At 73.1% G+C, this 16,150-nt stretch carries 19 protein-coding genes and 2 pseudogenes; 8 read left to right on the top strand and 13 right to left on the bottom strand.

Annotated features, from left to right (window positions below; translation table 11 throughout):
* Nucleotides 1–12 precede the first annotated feature (12 nt).
* From ACFY1S_RS04460 to ACFY1S_RS04440, 5 genes and pseudogenes are all read left to right on the top strand, one after another.
* Nucleotides 13–1,533: a YifB family Mg chelatase-like AAA ATPase gene (locus ACFY1S_RS04460; RefSeq protein ID WP_387112795.1), complete on the top strand. Its 1,521-nt coding sequence runs from the start codon at nucleotides 13–15 to the stop codon at nucleotides 1,531–1,533.
* Entirely contained in the window at nucleotides 1,530–2,723 is a 1,194-nt protein-coding gene (dprA, locus tag ACFY1S_RS04455) for a DNA-processing protein DprA (protein WP_387112793.1), read from the top strand. The genes ACFY1S_RS04460 and dprA overlap by 4 nt, the downstream gene beginning before the upstream one ends.
* Before the next feature lie 281 nt (nucleotides 2,724–3,004).
* A pseudogene (locus ACFY1S_RS04450) lies at nucleotides 3,005–3,422 on the top strand (site-specific integrase); the annotation flags it as partial.
* Nucleotides 3,423–3,607: 185 nt separating this feature from the next.
* Nucleotides 3,608–4,108, top strand: a pseudogene (locus ACFY1S_RS04445) (tyrosine-type recombinase/integrase); the annotation flags it as partial.
* A 44-nt stretch (nucleotides 4,109–4,152) separates the two neighbouring features.
* On the top strand, nucleotides 4,153–5,334 hold the full coding sequence (locus ACFY1S_RS04440; protein WP_387112791.1) for an aminotransferase class V-fold PLP-dependent enzyme: 1,182 nt from the start codon (nucleotides 4,153–4,155) through the stop codon (nucleotides 5,332–5,334).
* 7 nt (nucleotides 5,335–5,341) lie between these two features.
* Here the strand turns inward: ACFY1S_RS04440 and ACFY1S_RS04435 are convergent, their stop codons facing one another.
* The gene (locus ACFY1S_RS04435) at nucleotides 5,342–6,121 is read right to left on the bottom strand and encodes a helix-turn-helix domain-containing protein (protein WP_387112789.1); all 780 of its coding nucleotides are present in this window, start codon (nucleotides 6,119–6,121) and stop codon (nucleotides 5,342–5,344) included.
* A 68-nt stretch (nucleotides 6,122–6,189) separates the two neighbouring features.
* On the opposite strand from ACFY1S_RS04435, the gene ACFY1S_RS04430 reads away from it, so the two are divergent.
* Nucleotides 6,190–6,579 carry a nuclear transport factor 2 family protein gene (locus ACFY1S_RS04430; RefSeq protein WP_387112787.1) on the top strand — a complete coding sequence of 130 codons (390 nt, stop codon included), beginning with the start codon at nucleotides 6,190–6,192 and terminating at the stop codon, nucleotides 6,577–6,579.
* Here ACFY1S_RS04430 and ACFY1S_RS04425 read toward each other — a convergent pair.
* Nucleotides 6,530–7,231, bottom strand: coding sequence for a M23 family metallopeptidase (locus tag ACFY1S_RS04425; RefSeq protein ID WP_387112785.1), 702 nt, complete (start codon nucleotides 7,229–7,231; stop codon nucleotides 6,530–6,532). The genes ACFY1S_RS04430 and ACFY1S_RS04425 overlap by 50 nt on opposite strands.
* Before the next feature lie 144 nt (nucleotides 7,232–7,375).
* Between ACFY1S_RS04425 and ACFY1S_RS04420 the strand changes: the two genes are divergently transcribed.
* Both ACFY1S_RS04420 and ACFY1S_RS04415 read left to right on the top strand, forming a co-directional pair.
* The gene (locus ACFY1S_RS04420; RefSeq protein ID WP_387112783.1) at nucleotides 7,376–8,008 is read left to right on the top strand and encodes a class I SAM-dependent methyltransferase family protein; all 633 of its coding nucleotides are present in this window, start codon (nucleotides 7,376–7,378) and stop codon (nucleotides 8,006–8,008) included.
* 157 nt (nucleotides 8,009–8,165) lie between these two features.
* Nucleotides 8,166–9,293, top strand: a complete 1,128-nt coding sequence (locus ACFY1S_RS04415; RefSeq protein WP_387112781.1) for a sulfite oxidase — start codon at nucleotides 8,166–8,168, stop codon at nucleotides 9,291–9,293.
* A 51-nt stretch (nucleotides 9,294–9,344) separates the two neighbouring features.
* On the opposite strand, the gene ACFY1S_RS04410 is transcribed toward ACFY1S_RS04415, so the two are convergent.
* The 11 genes from ACFY1S_RS04410 to ACFY1S_RS04360 form a co-directional block, all read right to left on the bottom strand.
* Complete coding sequence (locus tag ACFY1S_RS04410; RefSeq protein ID WP_007075222.1) at nucleotides 9,345–9,668, bottom strand: DUF2469 domain-containing protein; 324 nt, start codon at nucleotides 9,666–9,668, stop codon at nucleotides 9,345–9,347.
* Nucleotides 9,665–10,477, bottom strand: a complete 813-nt coding sequence (locus ACFY1S_RS04405; protein WP_387112779.1) for a ribonuclease HII — start codon at nucleotides 10,475–10,477, stop codon at nucleotides 9,665–9,667. Before ACFY1S_RS04405 ends, ACFY1S_RS04410 begins: the two co-directional genes overlap by 4 nt.
* Complete coding sequence (locus tag ACFY1S_RS04400; protein ID WP_387112777.1) at nucleotides 10,471–10,959, bottom strand: NUDIX hydrolase; 489 nt, start codon at nucleotides 10,957–10,959, stop codon at nucleotides 10,471–10,473. The genes ACFY1S_RS04405 and ACFY1S_RS04400 overlap by 7 nt, the downstream gene beginning before the upstream one ends.
* 50 nt (nucleotides 10,960–11,009) lie before the next feature.
* A complete protein-coding gene (gene lepB / locus ACFY1S_RS04395) occupies nucleotides 11,010–11,645 on the bottom strand; it encodes a signal peptidase I (RefSeq protein WP_203177896.1) in 636 nt (211 codons plus the stop codon).
* A gap of 10 nt (nucleotides 11,646–11,655) precedes the next feature.
* Nucleotides 11,656–12,525, bottom strand: a complete 870-nt coding sequence (gene lepB, locus ACFY1S_RS04390) for a signal peptidase I (RefSeq protein WP_387112775.1) — start codon at nucleotides 12,523–12,525, stop codon at nucleotides 11,656–11,658.
* Between the two features lie 181 nt (nucleotides 12,526–12,706).
* Nucleotides 12,707–13,063 carry a 50S ribosomal protein L19 gene (gene rplS / locus ACFY1S_RS04385; protein ID WP_088991045.1) on the bottom strand — a complete coding sequence of 119 codons (357 nt, stop codon included), beginning with the start codon at nucleotides 13,061–13,063 and terminating at the stop codon, nucleotides 12,707–12,709.
* 143 nt (nucleotides 13,064–13,206) lie between these two features.
* Nucleotides 13,207–13,980 carry a tRNA (guanosine(37)-N1)-methyltransferase TrmD gene (gene trmD, locus ACFY1S_RS04380; RefSeq protein ID WP_357990903.1) on the bottom strand — a complete coding sequence of 258 codons (774 nt, stop codon included), beginning with the start codon at nucleotides 13,978–13,980 and terminating at the stop codon, nucleotides 13,207–13,209.
* Nucleotides 13,981–13,992: 12 nt separating this feature from the next.
* Nucleotides 13,993–14,547, bottom strand: a complete 555-nt coding sequence (gene rimM / locus ACFY1S_RS04375; protein ID WP_387112773.1) for a ribosome maturation factor RimM — start codon at nucleotides 14,545–14,547, stop codon at nucleotides 13,993–13,995.
* A complete protein-coding gene (locus ACFY1S_RS04370) occupies nucleotides 14,547–14,807 on the bottom strand; it encodes an RNA-binding protein (RefSeq protein ID WP_172862164.1) in 261 nt (86 codons plus the stop codon). Before ACFY1S_RS04370 ends, rimM begins: the two co-directional genes overlap by 1 nt.
* Nucleotides 14,782–15,285, bottom strand: a complete 504-nt coding sequence (gene rpsP / locus ACFY1S_RS04365) for a 30S ribosomal protein S16 (protein WP_387112771.1) — start codon at nucleotides 15,283–15,285, stop codon at nucleotides 14,782–14,784. The genes ACFY1S_RS04370 and rpsP overlap by 26 nt, the downstream gene beginning before the upstream one ends.
* Nucleotides 15,286–15,515: 230 nt before the next feature.
* On the bottom strand, nucleotides 15,516–16,136 hold the full coding sequence (locus ACFY1S_RS04360) for a DUF402 domain-containing protein (RefSeq protein ID WP_387114284.1): 621 nt from the start codon (nucleotides 16,134–16,136) through the stop codon (nucleotides 15,516–15,518).
* Nucleotides 16,137–16,150 lie beyond the last annotated feature (14 nt).

Raw genomic sequence — 16,150 nt, 5'->3', positions numbered from 1 at the left:
CGGTGACGCGCCATGAGCTACGCGAAGGTGCTGTGCGTGGGGCTGGTCGGGGTCACCGGACACCTGGTCGAGGTCGAGGCCGACCTGGCCGCCGGGCTACCGGCCGTGGTGATCTCCGGGCTACCGGACACCGCCCTGCACGAGGCGCGGGACCGGGTCCGCGCCGCCGTGGTCAACTCCGGCCAGCGCTGGCCGAACCGCCGGATCACCCTCAACCTGCTGCCCGCCACACTGCCGAAGTTCGGTTCGGCCTTCGACCTGGCGATCGCCGCCGCGCTCCTGGGCGGCTCTGGTGAGCTGCCGCTGCTCCCGCTGGAGGGGGTGGTCATCCTCGGCGAACTGGGACTGGACGGGACGGTTCGGCCGGTGCGGGGCGTACTCCCGATGGTCGCCGCCGCGGCCCGCGCCGGCGTCGGGCGGGTGATCGTGCCGACCGGCAACGCCGCCGAGGCGGCGGTCATCCCCGGGGTACGCGTGCGCGCGGTCGACACCCTGCACCGACTTGTCGCCTTCGTCCGCGACGGCACTCCCCTGATCGAACCACCGGAGACGACTCCGACACCCGACGCCGGCGGCCCGGATCTCGCCGAGGTCGCCGGGCAGCAGTTGGGGCGGCGCGCGTTGGAGGTCGCCGCCGCCGGCGGGCACCACGTGGCGCTGCTCGGCCCGCCCGGGGCGGGCAAGACGATGCTGGCCGAGCGGCTGCCGTCGATCCTGCCTGAGCTGGACGACGACGCGGCGCTGGAGGTGACGGCGCTGCACTCGGTGGCCGGGCTGCTGCCGCCGGGCGGCCACCTGCTGCGCCGTCCGCCGTTCCAGGCGCCGCACCACACGGCGAGTGTTCCGTCGCTCGTCGGAGGTGGCTCGGGGCTGGCCCGGCCCGGGGCGGTGTCGCTGGCCCATCGCGGGGTGCTCTTCCTCGACGAGGCCCCCGAGTTCAGCAAGGCCGCGCTGGAGGCGCTGCGCCAGCCACTGGAGAACGGCCGGATCCAGCTGAGCCGCAGCGGCGGTGGCACCGAATACCCGGCCCGGACCCAGCTGGTGCTGGCGGCCAATCCGTGTCCGTGCGCGAAGCCGTCCGGCGACGCGCACTGCGAGTGCACGCCACTGGTACGCCGCCGCTACCTCGGCCGGCTCTCCGGCCCGCTGCTCGACCGGATCGACGTGCAGGTGCGGCTGATGCCGGTCCGGGCGGCGGAGCTGATGGCGTCCGGCGCAGACGCCGAGTCGTCGGCCACGGTGGCCGCGCGGGTGGCGGCGGCCCGCCGGGCGGCGGCCACCCGTTGGGCCGGTCTGGGCCGGAGGCTCAACGCCGAGGTGGACGGCCCGCACCTGCGCCGGCCGCCGTGGCGACTGCCCGCCCGGGTCACCGCCGAGTTGCGTGGCCGGCTCGACTCCGGCTCGCTGTCGGCGCGCGGCTTCGACCGGGTGATCCGGATGGCGTGGACGATCGCGGATCTGGACGGTCGGGACCGGCCGGATCTGGACGACGTCCGTGAGGCGACCCAACTACGGACGGGAGAGGCGACGTGAGCGCCGACGAGGAGAGCCGGCTGGCCCGGGTGGCGCTGACCTGGCTGGCCGAGCCGGGCACCAGGGTGGTGCACCGGCTGGTCGAGCGGTTCGGGCCGGTGGCGACACTGGATCTGCTGCTCGACGGCGGCAGCCCGGACGGCTGGCTGCACGCCACCGTGGCGGCTCGGTCGGCCACCGGCGACGCCCGGGCGGTCGCCGCTGAGGCGCTGGAGCGGGCGCAACGGCTCGGGGCGCGGCTGGTCACCCCCGACGACGAGGAGTGGCCGACCCGGGTCGGTGGGCTCGCCGAGCTGCGACTCCCCGACGTGACCCGCCGGGTGGACGGCGAGACCGCGCCGCCGCTCTGCTTCTGGGTACGCGGGGGCTGGCCGCTCGGCGAGGCGCTGGAGCGTTCGGTGGCGGTGGTCGGCGCGCGGGCCGCCACCGGCTACGGCCAGCACGTCGCCACCGAGATGGGGTACGGGTTGGCCGAGCGGGACTGGACAGTGGTGTCCGGCGGCGCCTTCGGCATCGACGCGGCCGCCCACCGGGGTGCCCTGAACGCCGGCGGGTTGACCGTCGCGGTGCTGGCCTGCGGCGTGGACCGGCCGTACCCGATGGGCAACACAGCGCTCTTCGACCGGATCGCCGACACCGGCCTGCTGGTCAGCGAGTGGCCACCGGGTGCCGAGCCGCTACGGCCCCGGTTCCTGATCCGCAACCGGGTGATCGCCGGGGGCACGCTGGGCACAGTCGTGGTGGAGGCGTCGGCGCGCAGCGGCGCGACGCAGACCGCGCGGCGGGCCATCCACACCGGCCGGGTGGCCATGGTGGTGCCCGGACCGGTGACCTCGGCCATGTCGGTCGGCGCACACGAACTGCTCCGCGACCAGCCCAAGGCACGACTGGTCACCGGTGTGGCACACGTGCTGGAGGAGGTGGGCCGTATCGGCGCGGACCTGGCTCCGCCGGCCCGAGGCCCTCAGCGTCCGACCGACGCGCTTGACGACGACACCCGGTCGCTGCTGGAGGCGCTCCCCCGCCGGGGCGCGATGGGCGTGGACAGGCTCGCCGGTCGCGCCGGCGTCGACGTGCGGACCGCGCTGCGCAAGCTGTCGCTCCTGGAGCAGCTGTCCATGGTGGTCCGACGCGAGGACGGCTACGCCCTCGCCCCGCCCGCCACGGCCAAGGCCAAGCAGGGCACCTGAGCGGGGCGACGGGTGCGCGGACGGACCGGTACGGTCCACGGTCATGGGTGCGATCAGGCCGTGGCACATCGCCACGCTGTGCTGTCTCGTCACGTCCGCCGTTCTCATCGGCGGTGTGGTCCTGTTCCTCGTCAGGCGGTCGAACCGCCGTTAGGCAGAGCTGACATCGGCGTGCCGGCGGTGCGGGACACCCGGCCGTACGCTGGTGCCGTGCCAGCTGTCAGTGGGGGTGCCCGTGCCGTGCGGCGGGCATCCACGCGGCCACGATCGGCGCGTCGGCGATGAGCCGGTCCGCCCGGGGCACCCGGGCCACCCACCAGGAGCTCCCGCCGGCGCTGCGCGATGCGGTGGACGACTTCGCCGACCACCTCTCCCGGGTCCGTAACCGGTCGGCGCACACCGTCCGCGCGTACGTCACCGATGTCGTTTCGCTGCTCGACCACGCCGTCCGGATGGGCTGCGTCGAGCTGGGCGAGCTGGACCTGTCGGTGCTGCGCAGCTGGCTGGCCCGGCAGCGGACCACGGGCGCCGCCCGTACGTCGCTGGCCCGGCGGGCCGCGTCGGCGCGGGCGTTCAGCGCCTGGGCGCACCGCGCCGGCCTGCTCCCCGCCGATGTGGGTGCGGCGCTGGCCAGCCCGCGTGCGCACCGGGAGCTGCCCAGCGTCCTGCGCGCCGACCAGGCCGCCGCCCTCGTCGAGGCACCCTCCCGGCGGCCGACGACCACCAACGACACGACCACCACCGACATGGTCAGCGACGACACGACCACCGCGGCGGTGACCGCAGGCGGGATGGACGCCGAGCGCGCCTCAGTGACGGAGGCGACCGCCGACGGCGCTGGCGCGAAGACCGCTGACACGGCGGGCGGGCCGGCGGCCGAGGCGGTGCTGCTGCGCGATCGGCTGCTGTTGGAGCTGCTCTACGCCACAGGGGTACGGGTAAGCGAGGCCTGCGGGCTGGACATCGGGGACGTCGATCACGGCCGGCGGGTCGTCCGGGTGTTCGGCAAAGGCGGGCGGGAACGCTCGGTGCCGTACGGGGTGCCGGCGCAGCGGGCCCTGGACGAGTGGCTGCTCCGCGGCCGGCCGGTGCTGGTCGGCGCCCACTCGGGCAGTGCTCTGCTGCTCGGCGCCCGGGGTGGTCGGCTCAACCCGACGACCGCGCGCACGGTCGTCGGTGGGTACGCCGAGGCCGCGGGTCTACCGCGGACGAGCCCGCACGGGCTGCGCCACTCCGCGGCCACCCATCTGCTGGAGGGCGGCGCGGACCTGCGCGCCGTGCAGGAGCTGCTCGGCCACTCGTCGCTGGCCAGCACGCAGATCTACACGCACGTCTCGGTGGAACGGCTGCGTGCCGCCTACCGCCAGGCGCACCCGCGCGCCTGATCAACGGTCCGGAGGGCGGAACGCCAGGCGGTTACGATCATCTCGTGAGCGTCCCGCAGCCTCCCGAGCCGATCCCGGGCGCCCGCCTGCTCTTCTCCCTGGACCCGGCGGTCAGCTATCTCAACCACGGCGCGTTCGGTGCGGCGCCGATCGCCGTGCAGCGGGCCCAGCAGCGGCTGCGCGACGAGATGGAGGCCAACCCGCTGCGCTTCTTCACCCAGGGGCTCGTCGACCGGATCGCGCACACCCGCCGGCACCTCGCCGGGTTCCTGGGCGCCGACCCTGAGGGCAGTGCCCTGGTCGGCAACACCACCACGGGCGTCGCCGTGGTGCTCCAGTCGATGGGCCTGAAACCGGGCGACGAGGTGCTCACCACCGACCACGGGTACGGGGCTGTGACCCTGGCCATCCAGCGGGAGTGCCGGCGGTCGGGGGCTGTCAACCGGGTCCTGCCGATCCCCCTGGCCGACACCGACGAGCAGATCGTCCAGGCCATCCGGACCGGCCTGCGCCCGGGACGGACACGGCTGCTCGTCATCGACCAGCTGACCTCGGTCACCGCCCGTCTCTTCCCGACCACCGCCATCGTCGCCGTGGCCCACGAACACGGTGTGCCGGTCCTGGTGGACGCCGCGCACGCCCCGGGCATGCTCGCCACGACGGTGAGCAGCATCGGCGCCGACTTCTGGGCGGGCAACCTGCACAAATGGGGGTTCGCCCCACGCGGGACGGCGCTGCTGGCGGTGGCGCCGGGGTGGCGGGACCGGATCGAGCCGTTGGTGGTCTCCTGGGAGCAGGACGCCGGTTACCCGGCCCGGGTCGAATGGCAGGGCACCCTGGACTACACGTCCTGGTTGGCCGCCCCTACCGGCCTGTTCACGCTGCGCAGTCTCGGCGTCGACCGGGTACGGGCGCACAATTCCGCGCTCGCCGCGTACGGCCAGCGGGTCGTGGGGGACGCGCTGGGGGTGCCCCCCGCGCAACTGCCCGACCCCGGCGGACCGGGGGTGTCCATGCGTCTCATTCCGCTGCCCGCCGGCATCGCCACCACCATCGAGGCGGCCCGGGCCCTGCAGACGCGGATCAGCGAGCGGCTCGCCGCCGAGGTCGCCGTGATCGGCTGGAACGGCAGGGGATGGCTGCGGCTCGCGGGTCAGGTGTACAACACCGCCGGCGAGTACGAACGGTTGGCCGTGCGGTTGCCGGCCCTGCTCGCCCAGCGCTGACTTTCCGCTAGCCGGTGAAGTAGGCCGCGCTCTGCGCGTCCGCCGGGTAGTAGGACTCGATGGCGATCTCGTCGACCGTGATGTCGGTGGGGGTGCCGAACGTGGTGATTGTCGAGAAGAGCCGCACCTCCCGACCGCCGATCCGGAGGATCATCGGGATCACCACGTCGGCGTCGACCCGATTGTCGACCGGGTCCTCGGGCAGGGGGTTCAGCAGTTCCTCGTAGAGCGCGGTGAGTTCCTCGTCGGGGGCGGCGGCGAGCTGGCGGGAGACCCGACTGCGGAACACGGCGCGCACGTCGGCCAGGTTGACGACCAGGGGCGCGAGCCCGCGCGGGTCCAGGCCCAGCCGGATCAGGTTCACCGGTGGCCGCAGCAGGTCGGGGGCGACATGCGCGAAGAACGGGTCGACCGCGCGGTTGGTCAGCACGATGTTCCACCGGCGGTCGAAGACCAGCGCAGGGAACGGCTCGTGCGCCTGAAGGACCCGCCGGACCGCGTCGAGGGCGGCCGACAGGGCGGTGTCGTCGAGGGGGCGTTCCGCGTACCGGGGCGCGAAACCGGCGGCGAGCAACAACCGGTTGCGGTCACGCAGCGGCACGTGGAGCTGGTCGGCGAGCCGGAGGATCATGTTCGGACTGGGCCTGGACCTGCCGGTCTCGACGAGGCTGACGTGCCGGGCGGAGACATCCGCGGCGATCGCCAGGTCGAGTTGGCTGAGCCCTCGGCGCTGCCGCCACTGCCGCAGAAGGTGCCCGACGGTGTGCACGGTCAGGAGCGTACTCATCGTCGTGCGGGACGCCATGACATGCGATGTCATCGACAACCGGACGGGCCGGGCAAACACTTGCGCCCATGACGACCGAGAACAGGGCAATCGTCCACAGTGCGCTCGCGGGGCTGGTCGAGACGGGTGACGTCGACACGCTCGCCTCGTTCCTGAGCGAGGACTTCGTTCATCATCGACCGGATTCGACAACCTCGACGAGGGCCGAGTGGCTCGCCGCTGTCCGAGCGGCGTCGGCCCCGACCGCCGGGATGCGTGTCGAGATCCTGCACCTGCTGGCCGAGGGTGACCACGTCGTGGTGCACTCGCGGCGCCGACTGCCCGACCCGGGGCCGGAGATCGTGGTCGTGGACGTCCTGCGTGTCACCGACGGGCTCATCGCCGAGGTGTGGGAGGTCATCGAACCGGTCACCCACGCGGCGGCCAACGCGTCGTGGTGGCAGTCAGCTCGGCACTGACCGCCGACGAGCGGCGTGGCTGACCGGCTGCGCCGGTCGGCGCGCCGGTGCCGGCGAACCCGGTGCCGGCGACCGGGAACAGTCGCACCGGACCGAGGCCGAGCAGTGCCAGCGGGTCCAGGTATTCGTCGCCCCGACGCAGACCCCAGTGCAGGCACGCTTCGGTCGGGCAGCCCGGATGCCCCGGCAGCAGTTCGCCCAGCGGCGCGCCGGCGGTGACCGGCTGGCCGGGGCGCACGGCCGGCCGTACCGGCTCGTGGGTGGTCCGCAGCCCCCCGGCGTGCCCCACGGTGACCACCGGGCGGCCGGCCACCAGGCCCGCGAAGAGCACAGTGCCCGGCCCGGCGCTGCGGACCACCGCGCCCGCCGGGGCGGCCAGGTCGACCCCCCGGTGCCCGGCCAGCCATGGCCGGGGCGGTGGGTCGAATCGGCGTACCGGGGCCGGCGGGCCGTCGAGCGGCAAGCGGAACCGCTCCGGGGCGATGTCCACGGCAGAGGACGCCGGCACCGCCCGCGGCGGTGGGTGGCCCGGCGCAGCCGCCACGAGCACGGTCAGCCCGCAGAGGTGCACGGCCAGCACGAGAGCGAACGCGGCGCGGAGCAGGACGGTGCGGCCGACCGAGCAGGCACGGCGGACAGATGACTGTGGCATGACGGCAGCCTCCGGCCACTGCCTGATCGTCCGCCATCCCGCACCGCGACGCTGTGGACAACCGGAGGTGCTGTGGACGAGCACCCGTACCCGTCGATGATCTGCTATGTCCCGCCGCTCGCGGACGCTGCCTAGGCTGGGCCGATGACGAAGGACTGGCTCTCCTGGCACGACGACTACGACAGGCCGGGGTCGGCGTTGGCCGCCCGCCTCGCCGAGGTGCGCAAACAGGTCCGGACGGCTCTCGATCGGGCGCCCGCCGGGCCGCTACGGGTGATCAGCGCCTGCGCCGGTCAGGGGCGGGACCTGATCCCGGTGCTCGCCGCGCACCCCCGCCGGGACGATGTGACCGCCCGCCTCGTCGAACTCGAGCCGCGCAACGTCGCGCTGGCGAAGGACGCCGTCCACGCGGCCGGGTTGACGGGCGTCCAGGTGGTGGCGGGCGACGCGGCGGCGACCGACGCGTACGCCGATCTGGCACCGGCCGACCTGGTGCTGTTCTGCGGGGTGTTCGGGAACGTATCGGACCTCGACATCCGGGCGACCGTCGGGCACTGTGCCGCGCTCTGCGCGAGCGGCGGCACGGTGGTCTGGACGCGGCACCGGGGCGAGCCCGATCTGGTGCCCACCATCTGTGACTGGTTCGCCGAGGAGGGTTTCGCGCAGGTGGCGGTCAGCACCCCGGCGGACCGGGTGGGCGTCGGCGTACACCGGCTCGTCGGTGAGCCCCGGCCACTGCCGCAGGGCGTGACGATGTTCCGCTTCCTGGCCGACTGAACCCCGCCGGCCGGACGACCGCCGGCCGAACCCCGCCGGCCGGACGACCGCCGGCCGCCGTCGCGGTCGAACGCCGGGCCGTGCCCGCGTCGACGGCGAGGGCCTAGGCTGGGCCGGTGCGGCGCGCGCCGCCGCCCGGACCAGGGAGGCCCCCCACATGACCAGTGTCGATGACCGGATGCCGACCCTGGACGAGGTGAGCGGCCCGTCGAGGCTCGCCGGGCCGGACGAGGCGATCAGCGCGGAGGAGTTGCAGCTGGCCGCCCGCAACCACGGCATCCCCCTGGAGGCGCTGCGGTACGACGTCACCCCGGCCGGCCTGCACTACCTGCTGATCCACTACGACATCCCGGAGGTGGACGCGGCCACGCACGCGCTGACCGTCGGCGGCGCCGTCGACCGGCCGTTGACAGTCAGCCTGGCCGAGCTTCGCGAACGCCCCCGGGTCACCCACCAGGTCACGCTTGAGTGCGCAGGCAACGGCCGTGCGCTGCTGCACCCGCGGCCGGTCAGCCAGCCGTGGCTCGTGGAGGCCGTCGGCAACGCCGAGTGGACGGGTACGCCCCTCGCTCCGCTGCTGCGCGACGCGGGCCTCGGGCCGGACGCGGTCGACGTGGTCTTCACCGGCGCCGATCACGGCGTCGAGCGCGGGATCGAGCAGGACTACCAGCGGGCGCTGCCGGTCGCCGACGCGCTGCGCGACGAGGTGCTGCTGGCGTACGAGATGAACGGCGCTCCCCTGCTGCCGCAGCACGGCGCCCCGCTGCGGCTGATCGTGCCCGGCTGGTACGGCATGGCGCACGTGAAGTGGCTGCACTCGGTGGAGGTCAGGACCGAGCCGTTCGAGGGCTACCAGAACGCGGTGGCGTACCGGCTGCGCCGCGACGCCGACGACCCGGGTGTGCCGGTGACCCGGATCGAGCCCCGCGCGTTGGTCCGCCCGCCCGGCTTCCCGGACTTCATGTCCCGCCGCCGGGTGGTGCGGCCCGGGCCGTGCACTGTGGATGGTCGGGCCTGGTCGGGGCACGCGCCTGTGGTCGCCGTGGAGGTCACCACCGACGGCGGCAGGAGTTGGGCGTCGGCCGAGCTGGACCCGCCGGACGGTGGTGACTTCGCCTGGCGGCGGTGGCGGTACGAGTGGCCCGCCACGCCGGGCCGGTACGTGTTCGGCGCGCGGGCGACCGACGCGTCCGGGCGGACCCAGCCGGTGGAACAGCCGTGGAACAGGGGTGGTTTCGCCAACAACCTGGTACAGCGGGTCGAGGTAGTGGTGCCGGCCGAGTGACAGGCGGGTCAGGCCACGGGTGGGGGCCCGTGGCGTGGCCCCGTGGTGCGGTCAGCCGCCGAAGCCGGAGTCGGCGGGCAGCGAGATGTCGGGCTTCTCCAGCTCCTCGACGTTGACGTCCTTGAAGGTCATCACCCGGACGTTCTTCACGAAGCGGGCAGGACGGTACATGTCCCACACCCAGGCGTCGTGCATCTCGACCTCGAAGTAGACCTCGCCGTCGGAGTTGCGCACGTGCAGGTCGACCTGGTTGGCCAGGTAGAACCGACGCTCCGTCTCCACCACGTACGAGAACTGGCGGACGATGTCGCGGTACTCCCGGTAGAGCTGAAGCTCCATCTCGGTCTCGTACTTCTCGAGATCTTCCGCGCTCATCGCACTCCGCCTTCCATGACCACATCTTCCCCCACCGGCGCCGGAGGTCGAGCCTGCTCGCCCAACGCCACGCCGACGGTACCCCCTGACGCCCACGAGCGCTCCATCGGCTCGTCCGCGCCCGCGCCGACGGGCCGGCGGGAGCGCGGCGGCCGGCCGTCGCGGCCGGAGACCACCGCGACATTGACGTACGAGAAACGGTGCTCCCGGCACGGCCCGTGCTCCCGCAGGGCGGCGCTGTGCTCCGGCGTGATGTAGCCCTTGTGCTCGGCAAACCCGTACGCCGGAAACACGCCGTCCAGTTCCACCATGATCCGGTCCCTGGTGACCTTGGCCAGCACGCTCGCCGCCGCCACGCACGCGGCGACCCGGTCGCCCTTCCACACCGCCAGCCCCGGCACGCCCAGGCCGTCCACGCCGAAGCCGTCGGTCAGCACGTACTCCGGTCGGGTGGTGAGCGAGGCGAGCGCCCGACGCATCGCCGCGAGGTTGCACACGTGCAACCCCCGGGCGTCGACCTCCTCTGCCGGGATGACCACCACGGCGTACGCCAGGGCACGGTCCACGACCTCCGCGTACACCCGTTCCCGGCTGGCGGGGGTGAGAAGCTTGGAATCCGCCAGGCCCTCGATCTCGCCGCGCCGCCCCTCGGGCAGCACGGCGGCGGCGGCGACCAGCGGGCCGGCGCACGCGCCCCGGCCGGCCTCGTCGGCGCCGGCCACGTGCCGGAAGCCACGCCGTTGCAGCGCCCGCTCCAGCGCGTACAGCCCGGCCTCGCGGCGTACGACTGTGCGCGGCGGGGTCAGCACGGCGCCTCCTCGGGACGGGCCTCGGCGGTCGGTGGCAGGAGTCGGGCCAGCAGCTCGGGCAGCTCCGGCGGGTAGTACCGCTCGCCGCTGACGGACAGCTCGGCGGGCGGCCACCAGCGGTGGCCGGCGATGCTGCGCCGCTCGACGTCGTCGAAACCGACCGTGTCGACCTGCCACCGCGGCACCCGAAGGAGGAAGAAGTCCTGCTCCTGCCGGTACCAGGTGCCGTCGAACGGGAACTCGGTCGTGTCGGACCAGACGGGCTCGCCCAGCTCGGCGGGGTCGATCCGCAACCCGGTCTCCTCGGCCAACTCCCGGGCGGCGCCCGCCGCCGGTGACTCCTGCGCGCCGAGCCCACCTCCCGGGGTGAACCAGTAGCGGTGCCCGGGGCGGGCCGGGTCGAAGCCGTGGAAGAGGAGCACCCGACCGGCCGCGTCGACGAGCAGCACGCGGGCGGCGCGTCGAGGGGTGTAGACGGTCACCGCCCCAGCCTGCCAGACGGGAGGCGGTTCGCCCACGCCCCCTGTCGGTCCTACGGCTTGGGGATGCCCTCGAACTGCTCGGGGACTGTCAGCCAGGTGGCCCGGCTGACCGGCCAGAAGACGGTGAACGCCCGCCCGACGACCTCCCCCTCGGGGATGGTGGCCTCGGTGATGTTCTGCCCGGACTGCTGCCAGTGCTCCAACGAGTCACCCGACGCCGAACGGTGGTCACCCATCACCCACAGCCGGCCCTTCGGCACGGTGATGTCGAACTCCTGGTCGGCCGGCTTGTCGCGGACCCCGTCCATCGAGAAGATGTACGGCTCGTCAAGCGACCTGCCGTTGATGATCAGCCGCTCCTGCGGGTCACAGCAGACCACGTGGTCGCCGCCCACACCGATCACCCGCTTGATGAAGTCCTCACCGTCGGGGTTGCCGCTCCACTCGGTCGGCGCCTTGAAGACGATCACCTCGCCGCGGTGCGGTGACCGGAAGTCGTAGACCAGTTTGTTGACCAGCACCCGGTCATCGATCTTGAGAGTGTTCTCCATGGACGGGGACGGGATGAAGAAGGTCTGCAGCACGAAGGCGCGGACCAGCACCGCGACCAGGATCGCCACACCCAGCAGGATCGGCAGCTCCTTCCAGAAGGAGCTACGCGGCTTGTCGGTCTGCTCGTCAATCACGCCAAGGAGCCTACGTTGCCGGGCTGGACGTCACCGTCCGGAACGCGCGGGAAGCCCGCAGCGCCACCGCCAGGGGAAGAATCAGCAGCACGCCACCCTGCGGGGTGGGTCGGATCGGTGGCGCGCCCGAAGAGGCCGTGACGGGCCCGGCCACGTCCGCGAACGTCGGCGGCACCGACAGGGCGGTCCACCGCGACGACGGCCAGACCACCATGAAGGCGCGGCCCACGACGTTGTCGATCGGCACCGGCCCCTGGCAGCGGGCGTCCTGCGAGACCTCCCGGTGGTCGCCCATCACGAAGATCTGCCCGGGCGGCACGACCACCTCGTCGAAGCGCCGGGAGCGGCACTCCTGCGGGTTGGGCGGCAGGTCCAGCGGGGAGTCCCGCAGCACGTACGTCTCGGTGAGCGGGGTGCCGTTGACGGTCACCCGGCCCTGGGTGTCGCAGCACTTCACCCGGTCCCCGGGAACCCCGATCACCCGCTTGATGAAGTCCTTCTCGCCGGGGCGGCTCACCCCGACCAGGTCGCCGACTGTGCGGGCGAGCTTGCCGGCGAAGCCCGGCTCCGGCTGCTCGTCGACCTGCGGCGCCCAGCGGTCGGTGCCCCGGAACACCACCACCTCGCCGCGTACCGGATCACGGACGTCGTAGACGACCTTGTTGACCAGCACCCGGTCGCCGATCAGGAGGGTGTCCTCCATCGAGCCGGACGGGATGAAGAACGCCTGGAGCAGGAACGTGCGGATCAGCACCGCGAGGCAGAACGCGACGATCAGCAGCAGCGGCAACTCCTGCCAGAGGGGCATCTGGCGGCGGCCACGGCGGGCCCGTCGGCGCCACGGATCGACGGTGCCGTCCTCGTCAAGCGTCTGCACCACGCCACTCCCCGGTCCGCAGAAACACCACCGCCCGGGAGCCTCGTCGAGGCTCCACGGGCGGTTGTGGACGGCTGCCCGCCACGAGGGCGGGGCCGCCGCCTGGCTGCGCCCGTACGACCAGGGTAGTGCGGTCCGGACGGTACGGCATACGCGCAGCTCAGGCGGCGTGGCGAGCGGGAAGTCAGCTGGGCTGCTTCTCCCGCTTCTCCTTGATCTTGGCCTTCTTGCCGCGCAGCTCGCGCAGGTAGTACAGCTTCGCGCGGCGCACGGCACCGCGGGTCACGACCTCGATCCGGTCGATGCCCGGGCCGTTGAGCGGGTAGGTCCGCTCGACGCCGACACCGAAGCTGACCTTGCGGACGGAGAAGGTCTCGCGCAGACCGTCACCCTGGCGACGGATCACGACGCCCTGGAAGATCTGGACACGGGACCGGTTGCCCTCGACGACCCGCGCGTGCACCTTGACGGTGTCACCGGCACGGAAGTCGGGAAGGTCGGTCCGCTTCGACTGGGCGTCAAGGGCGTCCAGGATGTTCATCGCTGCGTCCTCGTAAGGCTCACGGCGCACCGTCACTCGGTGCGCGGGTGGGTGATTCTGATCCCCGGGTGGCGGTCGGCGGGCCGACCCCGGTCGGGGATCCTCGCAGCCGCCCACGGGCGCGGACGGATGCGGCAACCCCCCTACTTTGCCACATCCCCCGGTGGTGACTGAAATCCGGCCCGGTCCAGAGCCGCGATGTCCCGTTTGTCGAGCCGGTCGGCGGGCAGCGCGGCCAGCAGGTCCGGCCGTCGGGAGGCCGTCCGCAGCAGCCCCTCCTCGCGCCGCCACCGCGCGATCCTGCCGTGGTCGCCGGAGCGGAGCACCTCGGGCACGTCGTGCCCACGCCAGCTCGGCGGCTTCGTGTAGATCGGCGCCTCCAGCAGCCCGTGGGCGTGCGACTCCTCGTCCAGCGAGCCGGCGTTGCCCAGCACCCCGGGCAGCAGCCGGGTGACCGCCTCCAGGATCACCAGCACCGCCACCTCGCCGCCGAACAGCACGTAGTCACCGAGTGAGACCTCGGTGACAGGCATCCGCGTCGCGGCGTGCGTCAACACCCGCTGGTCGATGCCCTCGTACCGGCCGCAGGCGAAGAGCAGGTGCGACTCGGCCGCCAACTCGTGCGCCATGGCCTGGGTGAACGGGACACCGGCCGGCGAGGGCACAAGCAGCCGGGGCGGCGGTGCGTCGACCGGCGCCAGGGCGTCCAGCGCCTCACCCCACGGCTCGGGCCGCATCACCATGCCCGGGCCGCCGCCGTACGGGGTGTCGTCGACCGTGCGGTGCACGTCGTGGGTCCAGGTCCGCAGGTCGTGCACGGCGAGCTGGAGTACGCCGTTGGCCCGGGCCCGACCGATGAGCGACAGGTCCAGCGGGGCGAAGTACTCCGGAAAGATCGACACGACGTCGACGCGCATGGGGGGTGGGTCCTAAAGGTCGAGCAGGCCGGCCGGCGGGTCGACGATCACACGTCCGCCGGCCAGGTCGACCTCCGGAACGATCGCCCTGACGAACGGGATCAGCGCGGTACGCCCCTCGGGGCGGCGCAGCACCAGCAGGTCCGAGGAGGGCGCGTGGTCGATGCGGGCAACCTCGCCCAGACGCTCACCGGCCGGGGTGACCACGGCCAGCCCGACGAGCTGGTGGTCGTGGAACTCCTCCGGGTCGTCCGGCGGCGCCACGTCGGCGCTGTCCACCACGAGCAGGGTGCCGCGCAGTGCCTCGGCGGCGTTCCGGTCCAGGATGCCGTCGAACGCGACAAGCATCCGCCCCTGGTGGAAGCGGGCCTCCTCGATGGTCAGCTCCGCGGGCACCTGGAACGGCACCCCGGGCTCATCGGCGGTCGGCGCGGGCGTCGCCCCCGGCTCGGTGCGCAACACCGTGCCGGGGGCGAACCGTGCTTCGGGCTCGTCGGTCCGCACTTCCACGGTGACCTCACCGCGGACGCCGTGCGGCTTGCCGATCCTTCCGACGACGAGCTGCATCAGTACGAGTCGACGATGTCGACGCGTACCCCGCGCCCGCCGATGGAGCCGATCACCTGACGCAGCGCCTTGGCGGTCCGGCCGGACCGCCCGATCACCGTGCCGAGGTCCTCGGGGTGCACGCGGACTTCGAGCCGCTTGCCCCGACGGGAATCGACCATCCGCACCCGGACGTCGTCCGGGTGATCGACGATGCCCTTGACCAGGTGCTCCAACGCCGGACGCAGAGGCATGTCAGGCCTGCTCACCGGCGTCGGCAGCGGCAGCCGGGGCCTCGGCCGGAGCCTCGGCCTTGGGAGCCTCGGCCTTGGGAGCCTCAGCCGGGGCGTCGGCCTTCGGAGCCTCGGCGGCCTTGGCGGCCTTCTTGGCCGGCTTGGCCGGGGTCTCCGGGGCCAGCCCGGCGGCAGCCTTCGACTCAGCCTCGTACACCGCCTTGCGGTCGGCCTTCTCGGGGGCGACCAGCAGCGGCGGCGGGGCCGGCAGGCCCTTGAACTTCTGCCAGTCACCGGTCAGCTCCAGCAGCCGCTGCACCGCCTCGCTCGGCTGGGCGCCGACGGACAGCCAGTACTGGACCCGCTCCGACTTGACCTCGATGACCGAAGGGTCTTCCTTCGGCTGGTACACCCCGACGAACTCGATCGCACGACCGTCACGCTTGGTGCGCGAGTCGGCGATGACGATGCGGTACTGCGGGTTGCGGATCTTGCCCATCCGCAGGAGCCGGATCTTTACGGCCACAGTTGTTTCGCTCCTGTTGCGATCTCACCGGCCCGGTACGGGCGGTGTGCATGGGTGAGCGCCGACCGGCACAGTGGGGTTGGGCCGGAGACAACTCGGTGGACTGGCGACGCGCCCGGGTTAGAGGGCGCCGGACGCGCGCCGGATACCAGCGACCCATTCTGCCAGATCCGCTGCCGATCTCCCGCATCGGACCCGGACACCACGCCACCGGTGACCGGGAACACCGCTCAACGCACCGGCGGACGGTCCCATCCCGGCGGAAGTTCGTCCGGTACGTCCCAGTCTGCCGGGGGCGTGAAGTCGCACCAACTGCCGTCGAACGGGAACGCACCCACCTCGGCGAGCGCGATCACCCGCTCCCCCTCGGCCCGGACCGCCTTCTCGTCGGTGACCCAGTAGTCGTCCCCGAAGGCGAGCCGCTCGACGAACTCGTCCTCGTCCTTCCACTGCCAGCTCAGGTCCGGGCGCACCACCACATCGAGGTCTTGGTCCACCACGTCGACGCCGGCCACCGGGCCGTCGTCCCAGCGGACGCCGTGCTCCTCCAGGTTGACGTACCAGTGGGCGAACCGGCCCTGCGCGTCGCGGAACCACCACACCGAGTGCGCCGCCCCGGTGGGCAGGAACTTCAACAGCGGCGGACCGTTCCAGCGGCCGTGCGCCAGCCGGTACGACGACGAGATCCACTGCGCGAACGGCACCGCCCGCATCCCCAACCCCGCCTCGGTCACCTCGTGGGCCACCGGCGAGTCCCGGGCGATCCACACCAGCAGGCCACGCTCGTCGTCGCTGACCACCCGGCCCGGCCGGACCCACCCGATCCGGCCGTGCCGCACGTTCCGGTGCATGATCAGCCGACCCG

The organism is Micromonospora sp. NPDC000663, from assembly GCF_042898105.1.
Classification (GTDB): Bacteria; Actinomycetota; Actinomycetes; order Mycobacteriales; family Micromonosporaceae; genus Micromonospora.
The sequence above is the reverse complement of the archived record's forward strand: the minus strand, read 5'-3'. Positions and strand labels throughout refer to the sequence as shown.